Origin of the sequence: Burkholderia sp. BCC0097 (assembly GCF_902832985.1) — a bacterium.
Taxonomy (GTDB): Bacteria; Pseudomonadota; Gammaproteobacteria; order Burkholderiales; family Burkholderiaceae; genus Burkholderia; species Burkholderia orbicola.
In genome coordinates, this window is record NZ_CADFDM010000012.1 from 1 (window position 1) to 19168 (window position 19168).

The 19168-nt window shown below is 66.7% G+C and carries 19 protein-coding genes; 14 read left to right on the forward strand and 5 right to left on the reverse strand.

Translation table 11 applies throughout. The annotated features are described in order from the left end of the window. Positions 1-426: 426 nt before the first annotated feature. Positions 427-1203: an enoyl-CoA hydratase gene (locus HWX07_RS31920; RefSeq protein WP_012327844.1), complete on the reverse strand. Its 777-nt coding sequence runs from the start codon at positions 1201-1203 to the stop codon at positions 427-429. 129 nt (positions 1204-1332) lie between these two features. Between HWX07_RS31920 and paaN the strand changes: the two genes are divergently transcribed. The 5 genes from paaN (at position 1333) to paaK (ending at position 6957) form a co-directional block, all read left to right on the forward strand. Then, positions 1333-3039 carry a phenylacetic acid degradation protein PaaN gene (gene paaN, locus HWX07_RS31925; RefSeq protein WP_175879061.1) on the forward strand — a complete coding sequence of 569 codons (1707 nt, stop codon included), beginning with the start codon at positions 1333-1335 and terminating at the stop codon, positions 3037-3039. Positions 3040-3126: 87 nt separating this feature from the next. Then, positions 3127-4329 (forward strand): 3-oxoadipyl-CoA thiolase, encoded by a 1203-nt coding sequence (pcaF, locus tag HWX07_RS31930; protein ID WP_175879063.1) that lies wholly within the window; start codon positions 3127-3129, stop codon positions 4327-4329. A gap of 45 nt (positions 4330-4374) precedes the next feature. Next, positions 4375-5166, forward strand: coding sequence for a 2-(1,2-epoxy-1,2-dihydrophenyl)acetyl-CoA isomerase PaaG (gene paaG / locus HWX07_RS31935; protein ID WP_012327841.1), 792 nt, complete (start codon positions 4375-4377; stop codon positions 5164-5166). 1 nt (position 5167) lies between these two features. Further along, complete coding sequence (paaI, locus tag HWX07_RS31940) at positions 5168-5620, forward strand: hydroxyphenylacetyl-CoA thioesterase PaaI (protein WP_012327840.1); 453 nt, start codon at positions 5168-5170, stop codon at positions 5618-5620. 38 nt (positions 5621-5658) lie between these two features. Beyond that, complete coding sequence (gene paaK, locus HWX07_RS31945; RefSeq protein ID WP_175879065.1) at positions 5659-6957, forward strand: phenylacetate--CoA ligase PaaK; 1299 nt, start codon at positions 5659-5661, stop codon at positions 6955-6957. Between the two features lie 285 nt (positions 6958-7242). Here paaK and HWX07_RS31950 read toward each other — a convergent pair whose 3' ends face one another. Next, positions 7243-8367: an MltA domain-containing protein gene (locus HWX07_RS31950; RefSeq protein ID WP_226210961.1), complete on the reverse strand. Its 1125-nt coding sequence runs from the start codon at positions 8365-8367 to the stop codon at positions 7243-7245. A 28-nt stretch (positions 8368-8395) separates the two neighbouring features. Here HWX07_RS31950 and HWX07_RS37070 point away from each other — a divergent pair, with 28 nt between their 5' ends. Continuing rightward, entirely contained in the window at positions 8396-8539 is a 144-nt protein-coding gene (locus HWX07_RS37070) for a hypothetical protein (protein ID WP_226210963.1), read from the forward strand. A gap of 21 nt (positions 8540-8560) precedes the next feature. Here the strand turns inward: HWX07_RS37070 and apaG are convergent, their stop codons facing one another. Then, positions 8561-8935: a Co2+/Mg2+ efflux protein ApaG gene (gene apaG, locus HWX07_RS31955; protein WP_006477037.1), complete on the reverse strand. Its 375-nt coding sequence runs from the start codon at positions 8933-8935 to the stop codon at positions 8561-8563. A gap of 177 nt (positions 8936-9112) precedes the next feature. Here apaG and rpe point away from each other — a divergent pair, with 177 nt between their 5' ends. The 8 genes from rpe (at position 9113) to HWX07_RS31995 (ending at position 16457) form a co-directional block, all read left to right on the forward strand. After that, entirely contained in the window at positions 9113-9799 is a 687-nt protein-coding gene (gene rpe, locus HWX07_RS31960) for a ribulose-phosphate 3-epimerase (protein ID WP_006482066.1), read from the forward strand. 4 nt (positions 9800-9803) lie between these two features. Then, positions 9804-10568, forward strand: a complete 765-nt coding sequence (locus tag HWX07_RS31965) for a phosphoglycolate phosphatase (protein WP_175879067.1) — start codon at positions 9804-9806, stop codon at positions 10566-10568. A 357-nt stretch (positions 10569-10925) separates the two neighbouring features. Continuing rightward, positions 10926-12419, forward strand: coding sequence for an anthranilate synthase component I (trpE, locus tag HWX07_RS31970; RefSeq protein ID WP_006477040.1), 1494 nt, complete (start codon positions 10926-10928; stop codon positions 12417-12419). A gap of 13 nt (positions 12420-12432) precedes the next feature. Continuing rightward, positions 12433-13032 (forward strand): aminodeoxychorismate/anthranilate synthase component II, encoded by a 600-nt coding sequence (locus HWX07_RS31975; protein ID WP_069619494.1) that lies wholly within the window; start codon positions 12433-12435, stop codon positions 13030-13032. Positions 13033-13045: 13 nt separating this feature from the next. Then, positions 13046-14077: an anthranilate phosphoribosyltransferase gene (gene trpD, locus HWX07_RS31980; protein WP_012327835.1), complete on the forward strand. Its 1032-nt coding sequence runs from the start codon at positions 13046-13048 to the stop codon at positions 14075-14077. 28 nt (positions 14078-14105) lie between these two features. Beyond that, entirely contained in the window at positions 14106-14891 is a 786-nt protein-coding gene (gene trpC / locus HWX07_RS31985) for an indole-3-glycerol phosphate synthase TrpC (protein ID WP_175879068.1), read from the forward strand. Beyond that, positions 14891-15517, forward strand: a complete 627-nt coding sequence (locus HWX07_RS31990) for a CYTH domain-containing protein (RefSeq protein ID WP_012327834.1) — start codon at positions 14891-14893, stop codon at positions 15515-15517. The genes trpC and HWX07_RS31990 overlap by 1 nt, the downstream gene beginning before the upstream one ends. Before the next feature lie 13 nt (positions 15518-15530). Continuing rightward, on the forward strand, positions 15531-16457 hold the full coding sequence (locus tag HWX07_RS31995; protein ID WP_175879070.1) for a uracil-DNA glycosylase: 927 nt from the start codon (positions 15531-15533) through the stop codon (positions 16455-16457). Between the two features lie 119 nt (positions 16458-16576). On the opposite strand, the gene HWX07_RS32000 is transcribed toward HWX07_RS31995, so the two are convergent. Further along, the gene (locus HWX07_RS32000; protein ID WP_011546535.1) at positions 16577-17173 is read right to left on the reverse strand and encodes an NAD(P)H-dependent oxidoreductase; all 597 of its coding nucleotides are present in this window, start codon (positions 17171-17173) and stop codon (positions 16577-16579) included. Positions 17174-17321: 148 nt separating this feature from the next. Further along, positions 17322-19121 carry a PDZ domain-containing protein gene (locus HWX07_RS32005; RefSeq protein WP_175879071.1) on the reverse strand — a complete coding sequence of 600 codons (1800 nt, stop codon included), beginning with the start codon at positions 19119-19121 and terminating at the stop codon, positions 17322-17324. Positions 19122-19168 lie beyond the last annotated feature (47 nt).

Below are 19168 nucleotides of genomic sequence, written 5' to 3' on the forward strand. Positions count from 1 at the left end.
CCATCAAGCGCCCACACTTATCGGCTGTTAATTTTTAAAGAGCATTTCTGCGAGGAATCTTGAACCCCTCAGCAGCGCTGCGTTTTCAGCAGCAGAGAAGCGAGATTATGAACCGTGTTTCGCAGCTCGTCAACAACTTTCTGAACGACTTCGTTGCGACCGCGGGGCTCAACTTCCGTACCGCCAAGGCTCGCTACTTCCGAACCCCAACAGCACTGCTTCCCTTCCTCCCGCGCTGCGTTTCCGTTAGCGCGAAAGAGGCGTGATTCTAAGCACCCGCCCCCATCCACGCAAGCGCTTTGTGAAGAAAGTTTGAAAAAGCCTCCGTGCGCTGCCGCGCACGGAGGCTTTTGATGAGCGGGGCAAGGCGATCACGCCGATAACCGATGCAGGCCAGCCGCCGAACACCTGACCGATGCCAGTCGATCAGCGGTGCTTGAACACCGGCTTTCGCTTCTCGACGAATGCCGCCATCCCTTCCTTCTGATCTTCGGTTGCGAACAGCGAATGGAACAGCCGGCGCTCGAAGTGAACGCCTTCAGCCAGCGTCGTCTCGTACGCGCGGTTCACCGACTCCTTGACCATCATGACCGCCGGCAGCGAGAACTCAGCGATCGTCGCTGCGGCGGCAATCGCCTCCTCAAGCACCTTGTCGGCCGGCAGAACGCGCGAAACGAGCCCGGCACGCTCGGCCTCGGCGGCGTCCATGAAGCGCGCGGTCAGGCACATGTCCATCGCCTTCGCCTTCGACACCGCGCGCGGCAGACGCTGTGTGCCGCCCGCACCCGGCATGACGCCCAACTTGATTTCCGGCTGACCGAACTTGGCCGTGTCCGCCGCGAAGATGATGTCGCACATCATCGCGAGTTCACAGCCGCCGCCCAGCGCAAAGCCCGAAACCGCGGCAATGATCGGTTTGCGGATCTCGCGGACCGTCTCCCAGTTGCGCGTGATGTAGTCGCCCCGATAAACATCCATATAGGAATAGGTCGCCATCATGCCGATGTCGGCGCCGGCCGCGAATGCCTTCTCGCTGCCGGTCACGACGATCGCACCGATATCGTCGTCGGCATCGAACGCCTTCAGTGCCGCGCCCAACTCATCCATCAGCGCATCGTTCAGCGCATTCAGCGCCTTCGGACGGTTCAGCGTGACCAGACCGACACGCCCCCGGGTCTCCACCAGGATGTTCTCGTAAGCCATCTATTTCTCCTCGATCAATGAAATGAGAAACGCCTCGCACATGCGAATAGTTTGATGCTACCATTCTCCGACCAACCGGTCGGTTAATTAATCGATCCAATCCCTCTCAACGTTCATCAGGCCGCCGCCATGACCCACGCACTGTTCACGAAGCACGAAGACACGCTGAAACACGCACTCGCCGCCATCGAGAGCCGCGGGTACTGGAGCCCGTTCGCCGAAATGCCGAGCCCCAAAGTGTACGGGGAAAGCGCCAGCGCGGACGGTGAGGCCGCGTTCAAGTCACACCTCGACAAGACCTTCGTGCTCGACCAGCCGGCGACCGGTGAAACGGTCGGCGCCGAGCGCTCGCCGTACGGCATCGCGCTGGGCGTCCGGTACCCGAAGTCGACGCCCGACGCACTGATCGCTGCTGCCGCCGCCGCACAACGCACGTGGCGCGAAGCCGGGCCGAGCGCGTGGGTCGGCGTCAGCCTCGAAATCCTGGCGCGCCTGAACCGCGCAAGCTTCGAAATTGCCTACAGCGTGATGCACACTACCGGGCAAGCCTTCATGATGGCGTTCCAGGCCGGCGGCCCGCACGCGCAGGACCGCGCCCTCGAGGCGGTCGCCTATGCGTGGGACGAACTGCGCCGCATCCCGGCCGACGCGCACTGGGAAAAGCCCCAAGGCAAGAACCCGCCGCTCGCGATGCACAAGCGCTACACGATCGTGCCGCGCGGCACGGGCCTCGTGCTCGGCTGCTGCACGTTCCCGACCTGGAACGGCTACCCGGGCCTGTTCGCCGACCTGGCAACCGGTAATACCGTGATCGTCAAACCGCATCCCGGCGCGATCCTGCCGCTCGCCATCACGGTGCGGATCGCCCGCGACGTGCTGCGCGAAGCCGGGTTCGATCCGAACGTCGTCACGCTCCTCGCGACCGAACCCAACGACGGCGCCCTCGTCCAGGACCTCGCGCTGCGCCCCGAGATCAAGCTGATCGACTTCACCGGCAGCACGCAGAACGGCACGTGGCTCGAACGCCATGCCCATCAGGCACAGGTCTACACCGAAAAAGCCGGCGTCAACCAGATCGTGATCGACTCGACCGACGACCTGAAGGCCGCCGCCAAGAACATCGCGTTCTCGCTGGCGCTGTACTCCGGCCAGATGTGCACGGCACCGCAGAACATCTACGTGCCGCGCGACGGCATCCGGACGGCCGACGGCCATGCGAGCTTCGACGAAGTCGCGCAAGCGATCGCGGTTGCCGTGCAAAAACTCACCGGCGACCCGGCTCGCTCCGTCGAACTGATCGGTGCGATCCAGAACGAAGGCGTGACTGCGCGCATCGACGACGCGCGCAAGCTCGGCCGCGTGCTCGCGGACAGCGTGACGCTCCAGCATCCCGCCTTCCCCGATGCGCGCGTGCGTACGCCGCTCGTGCTGCAACTCGACGTGGCCGACCGCGAGAAATTCACCCAGGAGTGGTTCGGCCCGATCTCGTTCGTGATCGCGACCGACTCGACCGCGCAGTCGCTCGATCTCGCCGGTGAAATCGCCGCCGAGCATGGCGCGCTGACCCTCTCCGTCTACAGCACGGACGACGCAATCGTCGACGCCGCACACGACGCGGCAGTGCGTGGCGGCGTCGCGCTGTCGATCAACCTCACGGGCGGCGTATTCGTCAACCAGTCGGCCGCGTTCTCCGACTTCCACGGCACGGGCGCGAACCCGGCAGCCAACGCAGCGCTGGCCGACCCGGCATTCGTCGCCAACCGGTTCCGCGTGGTGCAAAGCCGCGTCCATGTTGCCCCGAAGGCGGCACCCGCGGAAGCTGGCCAGACGGCATAACCCGATTGGCCGACGTGCAAACGCCCCCACGTTCTCTACCATGAACGAATCCGCCACCCGGCGGGTTCGTCACTCACCGATACGCCCATGACAGACGCCTACATCTGCGATGCGATTCGCACCCCCATCGGCCGCTACGGCGGCGCCCTCAAAGATGTCCGAGCCGATGACCTCGGCGCGGTGCCGCTCAAGGCGCTGATCGAGCGCAATCGCGACGTCGACTGGGCGGCGATCGACGACGTGATCTACGGCTGCGCGAATCAGGCCGGCGAGGACAACCGCAACGTCGCGCGCATGTCGGCGCTGCTGGCGGGCCTGCCGACTGCCGTGCCGGGCACGACGCTGAACCGGCTGTGCGGTTCCGGCATGGACGCGGTCGGCACGGCCGCACGCGCGATCAAGGCAGGTGAAGCGCGCCTGATGATTGCAGGCGGCGTCGAGAGCATGACGCGCGCGCCGTTCGTGATGGGCAAGGCCGCAAGCGCGTTCGCGCGCCAGGCCGACATCTACGACACGACGATCGGCTGGCGCTTCGTCAATCCGCTGATGAAACAGTTGTACGGTGTCGATTCGATGCCGGAAACCGCCGAGAACGTCGCGGTCGATTACAACATCAGCCGCGCGGATCAGGACCTGTTCGCGCTGCGCAGCCAACAGAAGGCCGCGCGGGCGCAGCAGGACGGCACGCTCGCTGAAGAAATCGTCGCGGTCACGATTCCGCAGAAGAAAGGCGATGCCATCGTCGTGTCGCGCGACGAACATCCGCGCGAAACGTCGCTCGAGGCCCTCGCGAAACTGAAGGGCGTCGTGCGTCCCGACGGCTCGGTAACGGCCGGCAACGCGTCGGGCGTGAACGACGGCGCCTGCGCGCTGCTGCTCGCCAATACGCAGGCGGCCGACCAGTATGGCCTGCGCCGCCGCGCGCGCGTCGTCGGCATGGCGACCGCCGGCGTCGAGCCGCGCGTGATGGGCATCGGCCCCGCGCCGGCCACGCAGAAACTGCTGCACCAGCTCGGCATGCGCATCGACCAGTTCGACGTGATCGAACTGAACGAGGCGTTCGCGTCGCAAGGTCTCGCCGTACTGCGCATGCTCGGCGTCGCCGACGACGATCCGCGCGTGAACCCGAACGGCGGCGCGATCGCGCTCGGCCACCCGCTCGGTGCATCGGGCGCGCGGCTCGTTACCACCGCGCTCCATCAACTCGAGCGTACCGGCGGCCGCTTCGCGCTCTGTACGATGTGCATCGGCGTCGGCCAGGGCATCGCGATCGCGATCGAACGCGTGTAACCCACGCGCCGCCCGCCTATAACGAAGTCATGAAGGAGACACTGCATGTCCTATCAGGCGATCCAGCTGGATATCGATCAGGCCGCGGGCGTGGCCACGATCACGCTCAACCGCCCCGACAAGCTGAACAGCTTCACGCGGGCGATGCATCGCGAACTGCAGTCGGCGCTCGATGAAGTCGAGGCGGCCGGCGCGCGCGCGCTGATCCTGACGGGTGCGGGGCGCGGGTTTTGCGCGGGGCAGGATCTGGCCGACCTCGACTTCACGCCGGGCGCGTCCACAGATCTCGGCACGCTGATCGACGAGCATTTCAATCCACTGATCCGCCGCCTGCAGCGCCTGCCGATTCCGGTGATCGCCGCCGTCAACGGCACGGCAGCCGGCGCCGGCGCGAATCTCGCACTGGCGTGCGATCTGGTGTTTGCCGCCCGCTCGAGCAGTTTCATCCAGGCCTTCGTCAAGATCGGGCTTGTGCCCGATTCGGGCGGCACGTGGTTCCTGCCGCAACGCGTCGGCATGGCACGTGCGCTGGGGCTCGCGCTGACGGGCGACAAGCTTGGCGCCGAGCAGGCCGAACAGTGGGGCCTGATCTGGCGTGCGGTCGACGACGACGCGCTCGTCGCGACAACCCGCCAACTCGCCACCCAGCTCGCACAGCAGCCGACGCTCGCCATCGCTTCGATCAAGCAGTCGATGCGAGACAGCGTCACCACCACGCTCGATCAGCAGCTCGACGTGGAACGCGACCTGCAGCGCAAGCTCGGCCAATCGCACGACTATGCGGAAGGCGTGCAGGCTTTCATCGAGAAGCGCGCACCGCGCTTCGAGGGGCGTTGACATGACGAATGCGACCGCCACGCTCGACCCCGACTCGCTCGCCCGCGCCACCGCGCAAGCCATGTACGACGCCGACGCCTGCAGCCGCGCGTTCGGCATGGAAATCGCCGAAGTACGCGCAGGCTACGCCCGCCTTCAGATGCGGGTGCGGCCCGAATTCCTGAACGGGCACCAGACCTGCCACGGCGGCATCATCTTCACGCTCGCCGATTCGACGTTCGCGTTCGCGTGCAACTCGTACAACCTGAATGCGGTCGCGGCCGGCTGCTCGATCGAATTCCTCCGCCCCGTGCACGGCGGCGACGTGCTGACAGCCGAGGCGATCGAGCAGGCGCGTGCCGGCCGCCACGGCATCTACGACATCCGCGTCACGAACCAGACAGGCGACACGGTTGCGATGTTTCGCGGCAAATCCGCCCAGATCAAGGGCACGGTCATCCCGGAAGACCGCTGACGTCGACGGCTCGCCCATAACAAACACTGGAGACATGCATGACTACCCCGCTACCGCTCGAGCCGATCGAGACCGCCTCACGCGACGAGCTGACCGCGCTGCAGCTCGAACGCCTCAAGTGGTCGCTCCGGCATGCGTATGACCACTCGCCCGTCTATCGCCGCAAGTTCAACGAAGCGGGCGTGCATCCGGACGACCTGACAACGCTCTCCGACCTGTCGCGCTTCCCGTTCACGACGAAGGGCGATCTGCGCGACAGCTATCCGTTCGGGATGTTCGCGGTGCCGCAGGACCAGATCTCGCGCATCCACGCGTCGTCCGGCACGACCGGCAAGCCGACGGTCGTCGGCTATACGGCGGCCGACATCGACACGTGGGCGAACCTCGTCGCACGTTCGATCCGCGCCGCCGGTGCGCGCCGCGGCGACAAGGTGCACGTCAGCTATGGTTACGGGTTGTTCACGGGCGGGCTCGGCGCGCACTACGGCGCCGAACGCGCCGGCCTCACCGTGATCCCGTTCGGCGGCGGCCAGACCGAGAAACAGGTACAGCTGATCCAGGATTTCCGGCCCGACATCATCATGGTCACGCCGAGCTACATGCTGTCGATCGCCGACGAGATCGAGCGCCAGGGCCTCGATCCCGTGCAGAGTTCGCTGCGCATCGGCATCTTCGGCGCGGAGCCGTGGACCAACGACATGCGCGTCGCGATCGAACAGCGGATGGGCATCGACGCGGTCGACATCTACGGGCTATCCGAAGTAATGGGCCCGGGCGTGGCGTCCGAATGCGTCGAGACCAAGGATGGCCCGACCATCTGGGAAGACCACTTCTATCCGGAAATCATCGACCCGGAAACCGGCGAAGTGCTGCCGGACGGCGAACTCGGCGAGCTCGTGTTCACGTCGCTGACGAAGGAAGCGCTGCCGATCATCCGCTACCGTACCCGTGACCTCACGCGCCTGTTGCCGGGCACCGCCCGAACGATGCGCCGGATGGAGAAGATCACCGGCCGGTCGGACGACATGATGATCGTGCGCGGCGTCAACGTGTTCCCGACGCAAATCGAGGAACAGTTGCTCAAGCAGCGCGCGCTCGCGCCGCACTACCAGATCGTGCTGACGAAGGAAGGCCCGCTCGACGTGCTGACGCTCAACGTCGAACCCTGCCCGGAAACCGCGCCCGACACCGCGGCGATCCAGGCGGCAAAACAGGCGCTCGCGTACGACATCAAGTCGCTGATCGGCGTGACGGCCGTGATCAACGTGCTGCCCGTAAACGGCATCGAGCGCTCGGTCGGCAAGGCGCGCCGCGTCATCGACAAGCGCAAGGGCTGAGGTCACCTCGCCGCGCAGGCGACGGGCGCGAATTTCGCGCACTCGCCGCCCGCACGCCGCGCAGCGGCGAATCCGAGCCTGCAAATGAAACAGCCCGGTCGGCCAACGCCGATCGGGCTGTTCTACGCCAAAGCGTCGTTCGACGTGACACGCAGAGCATCACGCGAACTGAAATCTCACGGGTACACCGACGACCAGACCGGCACGCCCCGCGCGCAGGAGACGCGCCATCCATGTCGCGTCTCGTTCACGAGCCACCCTCCGGGCAACCCGCGCCGCCCCCAATCACGAATTCGGGAACAGCAGCCACATCCTCCCGACCTGCTTCATCCGGCCGGCCTGGTCGCCCGCGTCATCGCCAAGCCCCCAGAAATAGTCCGCCCGCACGCCGCCCTTGATAGCCGAGCCCGTATCCTGCGCGAACACGAGCCGGTTCATCGGCGTATTCGTCAGCGGACGCGTGGTCTGCAGGAACACCGGCGTGCCGAGCGGGATCGACGACGGATCGACCGCGATCGAACGCTCCGGCGTCAGCGGCACGCCGAGCGCACCGATCGGACCGTCCGCGCCGCCGTGCGGCGCATCCTCCTTGGTCGGCATGTCGCGGAAGAATACGAAGCGCGGATTCGTGTCGAGCAGCGCGTCGACGCGCGTCGGGTTCGCCTTCGCCCAGGCCTTGATGCCCTGCATCGTCGCCTGCGCGGGCGTCAGTTCGCCGCGATCGAGCAGCCATTTTCCGATCGAACGGTACGGTTGATTGTTGGTGCCGCCGAAGCCGACCCGCATCACCGAACCGTCGTCAAGCAGCACGCGCCCCGAGCCCTGCACCTGCAGGAAGAACGCCTCGATCGGATCGTCGACCCACACGAGTTCGTTACCGTTGAGGATGCCGGCGCGCTCGAGCTGGGCGCGCGCCGGCAGCGCGGCACCCGCGCGATAGCCGGCCGGCCAGCGATAGAGCGCGTACTGATACGGGCCCCGGCGCACGCGCGAGCCGTGCAGCAGCGGCTCGTAATAGCCGGTCACGAGCCCGTCGAGCGTCCCGTCGGTGTTCGCGAACTGGAACGGCGTGAAATAGGTTTCGAAGAAGGCGCGGGCGCTGCTGACGTCGAGCTCGTCGAGCCGGTCAGCGGCCGCGCAAGCGCGCGCCCAGGCCGGCTGGCGCGCCAGCCGCGCGCAGTTCTGCCGCAGCGCGGCCGTCGCGCCGATCAGCGAATCGTCCTGCCAGCCCGGCACCTGCTGCCATGCGACCGGCGTGAGCCGCTTCGCGGCAACCTGCCCCGGCATGATCGCCGCGCCGGTCGGCGGCTTCAGCGCGGAAGTTCGCGTCGGCGCGCCGCCGCACGCCGCGAGCAGCGCCGCCGTCGCGACGGCGGCCATCCACCCGGCCAGCCGGGGCCCAAACCACATACAATGTCCGTTCTTGATGGAAACCGCCATGTCAGATTTTCTCGACCAATATCCGATGCTCATCTTCGCGCTCGAAGCCTTCGTCGCGCTTGCCCTGCTGATCTTCATCGTCGTGTGGACGTCGTCGGGCAAAAAGAAGCAGGCCCGTCACAACGACCGCCAGCCGCGCTGACGCGCGCCACACACTGCACGCTCAATGCAGCGTGCGCGGCATGTGCAGGGCGAACTCGTCGACCGGCGCCTCGAAACGCTCGCCGTCCTCCGCCACGCAGAAGTACGCACCGCGCATCGTGCCGACCGGCGTCGCGATCACGGCCCAGCTCGTGTATTCGAAATGCTCGCCCGGCTGCAGCAGCGGCTGGTGCCCGACGACGCCGAGCCCCTTCACTTCCTGCACGTGGCTTTCGCTGTCCGTGATGATCCAGTGACGTGCGATCAGTTGCGCCGCAACCTGTCCGGTGTTGCGGATCGTCAGCGTGTACGCGAATGCGTATTGACGGTGATCGGGGTCGGATTGTTCCGGCAAGTAGCTGGTTTTCACCGAAACGGTGAACTGATACTGACTCATGGTGTGTCCGCTCTAGGTAACCGCGCGCGCCGACTCGAGCGGCCGGGCCGCGGGCGCGCCGCATTGGTTCGGCATTCTATGCGCAATCGGGCCGCAACCGCACGGCCTGCCGCCGCGCACCGGGTCGCCGGACGGTAGAATGACGGTTTTGCGCCGCAACGTCCCCGCTCCCCTGCCATGACTCAATTCCGCATCGCCCCCAGCATCCTGTCGGCCGACTTTGCACGGCTCGGCGAAGAAGTCCGCAACGTGGTCGCCGCCGGCGCCGACTGGATTCACTTCGACGTGATGGACAACCATTATGTGCCGAACCTGACGATCGGCCCGCTCGTCTGCGAGGCGATCCGCCCGCACGTGCAGGTGCCGATCGACGTGCACCTGATGGTGCGTCCGGTCGACCGGATCGTGCCCGATTTCGCGAAGGCCGGCGCGAACCTGATCAGCTTCCACCCGGAAGGCTCCGATCACATCGACCGCACGCTGTCGCTGATCCGCGACCACGGCTGCAAGGCCGGTCTGGTGTTCAATCCGGCCACGCCGCTGAACTACCTCGACCACGTGATGGATCGCCTCGACTTCGTGCTGCTGATGTCGGTGAACCCGGGCTTCGGCGGCCAGTCGTTCATTCCGGAGACGCTGAACAAGCTGCGCGAGGCGCGCGCCCGCATCGACGCGTACACCGAGCGCACGGGCCGCGAGATCCTGCTCGAAGTCGACGGCGGCGTGAAGGCCGACAACATCGCGGAAATCGCGGCGGCCGGCGCCGACACGTTCGTCGCGGGTTCGGCGATCTTCGGCAAGCCCGACTACCGCAAGGTGATCGACGAGATGCGCGCGGCGCTCGCGACCGTCGAACGGAGCTGACGCCGTGGCCCACTCGTCGTTCGCCGGCCGCGCGCCGGCCGGGGCTGCTGCGGACGCGGCCCCGATCCGCTTCGCCGCGCCGCGCATCGATGCGGCGCTGATCGACCTCGACGGCACGATGGTCGACACCGCCGACGATTTCACGGCCGGCCTGAACGGGATGCTCGCGCAGCTCGGCGCGCCGGCCACGTCGCGCGACGAAGTGATCGGCTACGTCGGCAAGGGCTCCGAACACCTGATCCAGAGCGTGCTGAAGCCGCGCTTCCCGGCCGACGAAGCGCACGCGCGCTTCGACGACGCACTGGCGATCTACCAGAGCGAATACGCGAAGATCAACGGTCACCACACGCGTCTCTATCCGGACGTGGCGGCCGGGCTCGACGCGCTGCGCGCAGCCGGCATCCGGCTCGCGTGCGTGACCAACAAGCCGCACCGCTTCGCGGTCGAACTGCTCGAACAATACGGGCTGGCCGGCTGCTTCGGCATCGTGCTGGGCGGCGACAGCGTCGCGCGCAAGAAGCCCGATCCGCTGCCGATGCTGACGGCCTGCGACGCGCTCGGCGTCGCGCCGGACGCCGCGGTCGCGATCGGCGACTCGGAAAACGACGCGCTGGCAGGCCGCGCGGCCGGGATGGCGACGCTGACGGTGCCGTACGGCTACAACCACGGCAAAGCTATACAAACGATAAATTCGGATGGTATAGTCGATTCGTTGCTGGTCGCGGCTCGCGCAATTTCCGCGCACAACGCCGCCCGGCCAACCGTCTGATTATTTCTTCCATCCGCATGTTTCTGAATAAAAAACGGAGTCTGAGCAGCATCGACCGGGGAGCCTGGCCCTGGCGTCGCTGGTCGCGCTAACCTCTTCGATGAGGTACGCTGAAGTACGTCTTCAGCGCCGTTTTTTATCTCGCTGCGCATCCGCGCGCCGACCGTCGCACCACCTCGAGTTCCACCGCGCCCGAACGCTTGCGTTCAGGATCGGCCGCAGGCTCGCGACGTTCACGCCCGGAGTGCCGGCCGGCAACAGGCACTTCTCGATCGACCGCCCTTTCGCCGACGGCCACCCGCGCAGCGTCAAATGATCCCTGGCGCACGCGCCGCTCGTCCCGAACAGGACCGGAACATGACCGAACTCGAATTCCAATCGCTGGCGAACGAAGGCTACAACCGCATCCCGCTGATCGCGGAGGCCCTTGCCGATCTCGAAACGCCGCTGTCCCTCTACCTGAAGCTGGCCCAGCCCGAACGTGCGGGCGCCAACTCGTTCTTGCTCGAATCGGTGGTCGGCGGCGAGCGTTTCGGCCGCTACTCGTTCATCGGCCTGCCGGCCCGCACGCTCGTGCGCACCCGCAACGGCGTGTCGGAAGTCGTGCGCGACGGCCAGGTCGTCGAGACGCACGACGGCGACCCGTTCCAGTTCATCGAATCGTTCCAGGCGCGTTTCAAGGTCGCGCAGCGCCCCGGCCTGCCGCGTTTCTGCGGCGGCCTCGCCGGCTACTTCGGCTACGACGCGGTGCGCTACATCGAGAAGAAGCTCGCGAACACCGCCCCGCGCGACGATCTCGGCCTGCCCGACATCCAGTTGCTGCTGACCGAGGAAGTCGCGGTGATCGACAACCTCGCCGGCAAGCTCTACCTGATCATCTACGCGGACCCGGGCCAGCCCGAAGCGTATGCGAAGGCGAAACACCGCCTGCGCGAACTGAAGCAGCGCCTGCGCACGACCGTGCAGCCGCCCGTCACGTCGGCGAGCGTGCGCACCGAGACGTTCCGTGAATTCAAGAAGGACGACTACCTGGCCGCCGTGCGCCAGGCGAAGGAATACATCGCCGCCGGCGAGCTGATGCAGATCCAGGTCGGCCAGCGGCTGACGAAGCCGTACCGCGACAATCCGCTGTCGCTGTACCGCGCGCTGCGTTCGCTGAATCCGTCGCCGTACATGTATTACTACAACTTCGGCGATTTCCACGTGGTCGGCGCATCGCCGGAAATCCTGGTGCGCCAGGAAAAGCGCGGAGAAGACCAGATCGTCACGATCCGGCCGCTCGCCGGCACGCGCCCGCGCGGCAACACGCCCGAGCGTGACGCGGAACTCGCGACCGAGCTGCTCAACGATCCGAAGGAGATCGCCGAGCACGTGATGCTGATCGACCTCGCGCGCAACGACGTCGGCCGCATCGCGGAAATCGGCTCGGTGCAGGTGACCGACAAGATGGTGATCGAGAAGTACTCGCACGTGCAGCACATCGTCAGCTCGGTGGAAGGCAAGCTGAAGCCCGGCATGACGAACTACGACGTACTGCGCGCGACGTTCCCGGCCGGCACGCTGTCCGGCGCGCCGAAGGTGCGCGCGATGGAACTGATCGACGAGCTCGAGCCGGTCAAGCGCGGGCTGTACGGCGGCGCGGTCGGCTACCTGTCGTTCTCGGGCGAGATGGATCTCGCGATCGCGATCCGCACGGGCCTGATCCACAACGGCAACCTGTACGTGCAAGCGGCGGCCGGCGTCGTCGCGGATTCGGTGCCCGAATCCGAATGGCAAGAGACCGAGAACAAGGCGCGCGCGGTGCTGCGTGCGGCCGAACAGGTCCAGGACGGCCTCGATAGCGACTTCTGACCGGAGACTGACCATGCTGCTCATGATCGACAACTACGACTCGTTTACCTACAACCTGGTCCAGTACTTCGGCGAACTCGGCGAGGACGTGCGTACCTACCGCAACGACGAAATCACGCTCGACGACATCGCGCGCCTGAACCCCGACACGATCTGCCTGTCGCCCGGCCCGAGCAATCCGCAACACGCGGGCATCACGCTCGACGTGCTGCGCGAATTCGCGGGCAGGAAGCCGATCCTCGGCGTCTGCCTCGGCCATCAGGCAATCGGCGAAGCGTTCGGCGGCCGTGTCGTGCGCGCGAAGACCATCATGCACGGGAAGGTAAGCCGGATCGAAACCGACTGCCGCGGCGTGTTCGCCGATCTGCCGAAGCATTTCGACGTGACGCGCTACCACTCGCTCGCGATCGAGCGCGAATCGCTGCCCGACTGCCTCGAGGTGTCCGCGTGGACCGACGACGGCGAAATCATGGGCGTGCGCCACAAGACGCTGCCGGTCGAAGGCGTGCAGTTCCACCCGGAATCGATCCTCTCCGAGCATGGCCATGCGCTGCTCGAGAATTTCCTGAAGCAGCATCGTGCAGCGGCCCACGCGGCCGCGCCGGCCGCCTGACGGGAGCCTCACGATGACGATTACCCCGCAGGAAGCGCTGCAGCGCACGATCGAGCACCGCGAAATCTTCCACGACGAAATGCTGCACCTGATGCGGCTGATCATGCGCGGCGACCTGTCGCCCGTGATGGCGGCCGCGATCATCACCGGGCTGCGCGTGAAGAAGGAGACGATCGGCGAGATCGCCGCCGCCGCAACCGTGATGCGCGAATTCGCGAACCACGTCGAGGTGCAGGACAACTCGAACTTCGTCGACATCGTGGGCACCGGCGGCGACGGCTCGCACACGTTCAACATCTCGACCGCGTCGATGTTCGTCACGGCGGCCGCGGGTGCGAAGGTTGCGAAGCACGGCAACCGCGGCGTATCGAGCAAGTCCGGCAGCGCCGACGTACTCGAGGCGCTCGGCGTGAATATCGACCTGCAGTCGGACCAGGTCGCCGCGTCGATCGCCGAAACCGGCATGGGCTTCATGTTCGCGCCGAACCATCACCCGGCGATGAAGAACATCGCGGCCGTGCGCCGCGAGCTCGGCGTGCGCACGATCTTCAACATCCTCGGCCCGCTGACCAATCCGGCCGGCGCGCCGAACCAGCTGATGGGCGTGTTCCACCCCGACCTCGTCGGTATCCAGGTGCGCGTGATGCAGCGTCTCGGCGCGCAGCACGTGCTCGTCGTGTACGGCAAGGACGGGATGGACGAGGTGTCGCTCGGCGCCGCGACGCTCGTCGGCGAGTTGCGCGACGGCAAGGTGCACGAATACGAGATCCATCCGGAGGACTTCGGCCTGCAGATGGTGTCGAACCGCACGCTGAAGGTGGAAAATGCCGACGAATCGCGCACGATGCTGCTCGGCGCGCTGGACAACCAGCCGGGCGTCGCGCGCGAGATCGTCACGCTGAACGCGGGCACCGCGCTCTACGCGGCCAATATCGCCGAGTCGATCGCGGACGGCATCCAGCTCGCCCGCGAAGCGATCGCGAGCGGCAAGGCCCGCGCGAAGGTCGACGAACTCGTGCGCTTCACGCAGCAATTCAAGCGCTGACCCTCTTACGAATCCAGCAGGAACCCCTATGAGCGACATTCTCGACCGAATCATCGCCGTCAAGCGCGAAGAAATCGCGGCGGCCCTGCGCAGCACGCCGCTCGAGGCATTGAAATTGGAAGCGTCCGCGCGCGACCTGCGCGACTTCGTCGGCGCGCTGCGCGCGAAGCACGCGGCCGGCAACGCCGCCGTGATCGCCGAAATCAAGAAGGCCAGCCCGTCGAAAGGCGTGCTGCGCGAGCATTTCGTGCCGGCCGACATCGCGCGCTCGTATGCGGCGCACGGCGCCGCGTGCCTGTCGGTGCTGACCGACGAGCAGTTCTTCCAGGGCGGCGTCCGCTACCTCGAGGAAGCGCGCGCGGCCTGCACGCTGCCGGTGCTGCGCAAGGACTTCATCGTCGACGCGTACCAGATCGTCGAAGCCCGCGCGATGGGCGCCGACGCGATCCTGCTGATCGCCGCCGCGCTCGACACGCCGCTGATGCAGGATCTCGAAGCGTATGCGCACTCGCTCGGCCTCGCGGTGCTGGTCGAAGTGCACGACCGCCACGAGATGGAACAAGCGCTGACGCTGAAGACGCCGCTGCTCGGCATCAACAACCGCAACCTGCGCACGTTCGAGACGTCGATCCAGACCACGCTCGACATGCTCGACATGATTCCGGCGGATCGCATCGTCGTGACCGAATCGGGCATCCTGTCGCGCACCGACGTCGACACGATGCGCGGGGCGAACGTGAATACGTTCCTCGTCGGCGAGGCGTTCATGCGCGCCGAGCAGCCGGGCGAGGAACTCGCACGGATGTTCTTCTGATGGCGATCGAACAGGAAATCAAGCTCGCGCTGCCGGCCGGCCAGGCCGACGCCGCGCGCCGCTTCTTCGAGACGCTGACCGGCGAACCCGGCCACGCGATCACGCTCGCGAACGTCTATTACGACACGCCCGATCTCGCGCTGGCGCGCTCGAAGAGCGCGGTGCGCGTGCGCCGCACGCCGGACGGGTGGCTGCAGACGTTCAAGACGGTCGGCAGCGCGGAAGGCGGCCTGCATAGCCGCCACGAATGGGAACTGCCGGTCGCCGGCGACGCGCTCGAAATCGATGCGCTCGTCGCGGCCTGCGACGTACCGGAAGCCGCCGCCGCGCTCAATGACGCGGCCGGCGCGCTGCACGCGCTGTTCCGCACGGATTTTTCGCGTACGCTGTGGCGCATCGCAATCGGCGGCGCAACCGTCGAGGCCGCGGTGGACCTCGGCGAGATCGTCGTCCAGGCGGAACACGAAACGCGCCGCGAACCGATCAGCGAAATCGAACTCGAACTGATCGACGGCCCGGAAACGGCGCTCGCGAAGCTCGCCGCCGAACTGCAGCAGGCGCTGCCGGGCCTCGTTCCCGAAAACATCAGCAAGGCGCAGCGCGGCTACCGGCTGCGCGCGCAATAAACTCGCATCACGCATGGCAACCCGCAAGACTTCCCGCGCGCCGCAACAGGCGTCGCTGTTCGACGATCCCGTGCCGGAAACGGCACCGGCCGATATTCCGTCCCCGGCTTCCGAGCCGCCCGCGGCCGGGCGCAAACCCGCGAAGAAAACCGCCGCACCGGCGCCCGTGCTCGCCGCGTCGGCCCCGGCCGCCTCGCCCTCGCGGCCCGTTGCCGCCGACGTGCCGCATCTGGCCGCGCAATTCGACGCGCTGCCGGCCGTCTGGCGCGACGTGCTGAAACCGTTCACCGACAGCGACGCGTACGCGCCGCTGTGCCGCTTCGTCGATGAAGAGCGTGCCGCCGGCAAGACGGTCTACCCGACCGACGTGTTCCGCGCGCTGCGCCTGACGCATCCCGACGACGTGAAGGTCGTGATCCTCGGCCAGGACCCGTACCACGGCGACGACCGTGGCACGCCGCAGGCGCACGGCCTCGCGTTCTCGGTGCCGCCGGCCGTCCGCACGCCGCCGTCGCTGCGCAACATCTTCAAGGAAATCGCGGCGAACTTCGGTCACGACACGCCGCGTCACGGCTGCCTCGACACGTGGGCACGCCAGGGCGTGCTGCTGCTCAACACGGTACTGACGGTCGAGCGCGGCGCGGCCGCGAGCCATGCGAAGCGCGGCTGGGAGCAATGCACGGATACGCTGATCCGCGAGCTCGCCGGCCGTCATCGCGGGCTCGTGTTCATGCTGTGGGGCGCGCACGCGCAGGCCAAGCGGGCGCTCTTCGATGCGAATGCGCATTGCGTGCTCGAGGCGCCACATCCGTCACCGCTGTCCGCGCACCGCGGCTTCCTCGGCTGCCGCCATTTCGCGCTCGCCAACGACTATCTGGCCGCCGCCGGCCGCGAACCGATCGACTGGCGCCTGCCGGACGTAGCCGAAACGCTCGCGTAACGGCCTCGGTTGCGGCGAGTTCGCCGGCCGAATGCAAAAACGCCGCGTCCCTGAAAGGACGCGGCGTTTTTTTATCGGGCGACGCAGCGGGTGCATCGCACCCGCATCGACCTGACGCGTTACGCGGCGGCGATCGCTTCGCGTGCGCCGGCCAGCGCGGCGCTCTGCGCGTCCGGGCCGAGGTTCAGGCCTTCCGCGTGGATGAAGCTCACGTCGGTCAGGCCGATGAAGCCGAGGAACGTGCGCAGGTACGGGGTCTGGCTGTCGTTCGGCGTACCCAGGTACTTGCCGCCGCGCGCCGTCACCACGTGAACCTTCTTGCCCTTGATCAGGCCTTCCGGACCGTTCTCGGTGTAGCGGAACGTGACGCCTGCGCGGGCGATCCAGTCGAAGTACGTCTTCAGTTGCGACGAGATGCCGAAGTTGTACATCGGGGCGCCGATCACGATGATGTCGGCCGCTTGCAGTTCGGCGATCAGTGCATCGCTCTTCGCGACGATCGCATTCTGTTCCGCGGTGCGCTTGTCGGCCGGCGTGAAGAACGCGCCGAGCACCGATTCGTCGAGGTGCGGCAGCGCATCGGCCAGCAGGTCGCGAACCACGACGTTCGCGCCGGGGTTCGATTGTTGCAGCTTTGCCGTCAGTTCGTTGGCCAGCAGCGTGGATTGCGCACCTTGCGAACGCGCAGCGGAATTGATTTGCAGAATGGTCGTCATGTCAGGCTCCGGGTGGGGTTGCGCTTCGGTAGCGCGAGTGACGCCATTGTGCGTGGCCACATGACCGCGAAAAAGCGGGCTCAGGGCGACGGATTGTTGCAGCAACAGAACAATCGCCGATCGTGCCCTGCTACCCGCTTTCGTACGATTACCCCTTCAGCCAGGCTTCGCGGGCCTTCGTGGCCGCAGCCGGTTTCGCGGCCGCCGTCAGCCGGTAGCGGGTGATTTCCGGGCCGTCGAGCTTCAGCTTCGCGGTGCGCAGCTCGTCGCGGCGGAATGCGTGAATCTCGACCTTGTCGCCCGGCCGGTAGCGTGCGAGCAGCGCATCGAGGTTCGTGCCCGTCACGCGCAGCCCGTCGACCGCGATCAGCGTGTCACCGGCCGACAGCCCCGCGCGATGCGCGGCGCCGCCTTCATAGACCGCCGCCAACGTGCAGTCCGCGCCGCCGCGCAGGCGTGCGCCGATCGTCGGTTTCGCGGCCGCGCCGGTCGCGACGTCGGGGGCCAGCGTCACGCCGAACGGCGCGAGCAGTTCGGCGAGCGGCAGGTCGCGCGTGCCGTGAACGGCGTCGGCAAACAGGCGGCCGAGCGCAACGCCCGTCGCCTCCTCGATCAGCGCCTCGACTTCGTTTTCGTCCACGCCCGCCTGCTTGCCGCGATAGAAGTCGCGGCCGTAGCGTTGCCACAGCAGGCGCATCACGTCGTCGAGCGACTTCCGGTTGCGCGTTTGCGCGCGGATCGCGAGATCGAACGCCAGCGCGACGAGCGAGCCCTTCGTGTAATAGCTGACGATCGCGTTGGTCGCGTTCTCGTCCTGGCGGTAGTACTTGATCCACGCGTCGAACGAGCTTTCCGCGACGCTCTGCTTGAGCCGGCCCGTGCCGCGCAGCACGCCGCCGATCGTGCGGCCGAGCGCCGCGAAATAGTCGTCCTGCGACATCAGCCCGCTGCGCACCAGCATCAGGTCGTCGTAATACGACGTGAAGCCCTCGAACAGCCACAGCAGCGACGTGTAGTTCTCGCGCGTGAGGTCGTACGGCACGAACGCCGCCGGCTTGATGCGCTTCACGTTCCACGTGTGGAAATACTCGTGGCTGCAGAGGCCGAGATACGTGCGATAGCCTTCCGTCGTTTCCGGGCGCCCCTTCACCGGCAGGTCGGTCCGGTTGCAGATCAGCGCGGTCGATGCGCGATGCTCGAGGCCGCCGTAGCCGTCGCTGACCGCGAGCGTCATGAACACGTAGCGGTCCATCGGCGCCTTCCTCGATTTCGGCTCGAACAGCGCGATCTGCGCTTCGCACACGCGCTTCAGATCGGTACGCAGCCGCTCCAGGTCGAGTTGCGTCACGCGCCCGGCGATCACGATGTCGTGCGGCACGCCGTGCGCGTCGAACGTCGCGAGTGCGAATTCGCCGATCGTCACCGGATGGTCGGACAGCTCGTCATAGTTCGCCGCGCGATACGCGCCGAAACCGTAACGCCGGGTGCCGCCCGCTTCGGGCAGCGCGGTGCCGACGCGCCACGTACGGAATGCCGCGCCGGCCGGTTTCGCGATGTCGACTTCGCACGGCGCCGCCTCGTGGCCCGCGACGCTCAGGAACACGGCCGTCGCGTTGAAGAAGCCGCCCGATTCGTCGAGATACGCGGAGCGCACCGACAGGTCCCACGCATACACGTCGTAGCGCAGCGTCAGCGCGCCGGTCACGGGCGCGGCCTGCCACGTGTGCTTGTCGGTCTTCGCGATGCGCACCTTGCGGCCCGCGTCGTTGAACGCGCGCAGCGTCACGATGTTGCGCGCGAACTCGCGCACGAGATAGCTGCCCGGAATCCATACCGGCAGCGAGAAACGCTGGCCTTCAGGATCGGGATCGGCAACCGTCACCGTCACTTCGAACAAGTGCGCGGCAAGATCTTTCGGGACAATCGAATAGCGGATCGGCTGGGTCATCGTGGCAATCGGTCGGTCGAATACGGCGGCGAAAACGAAGAGAGGCG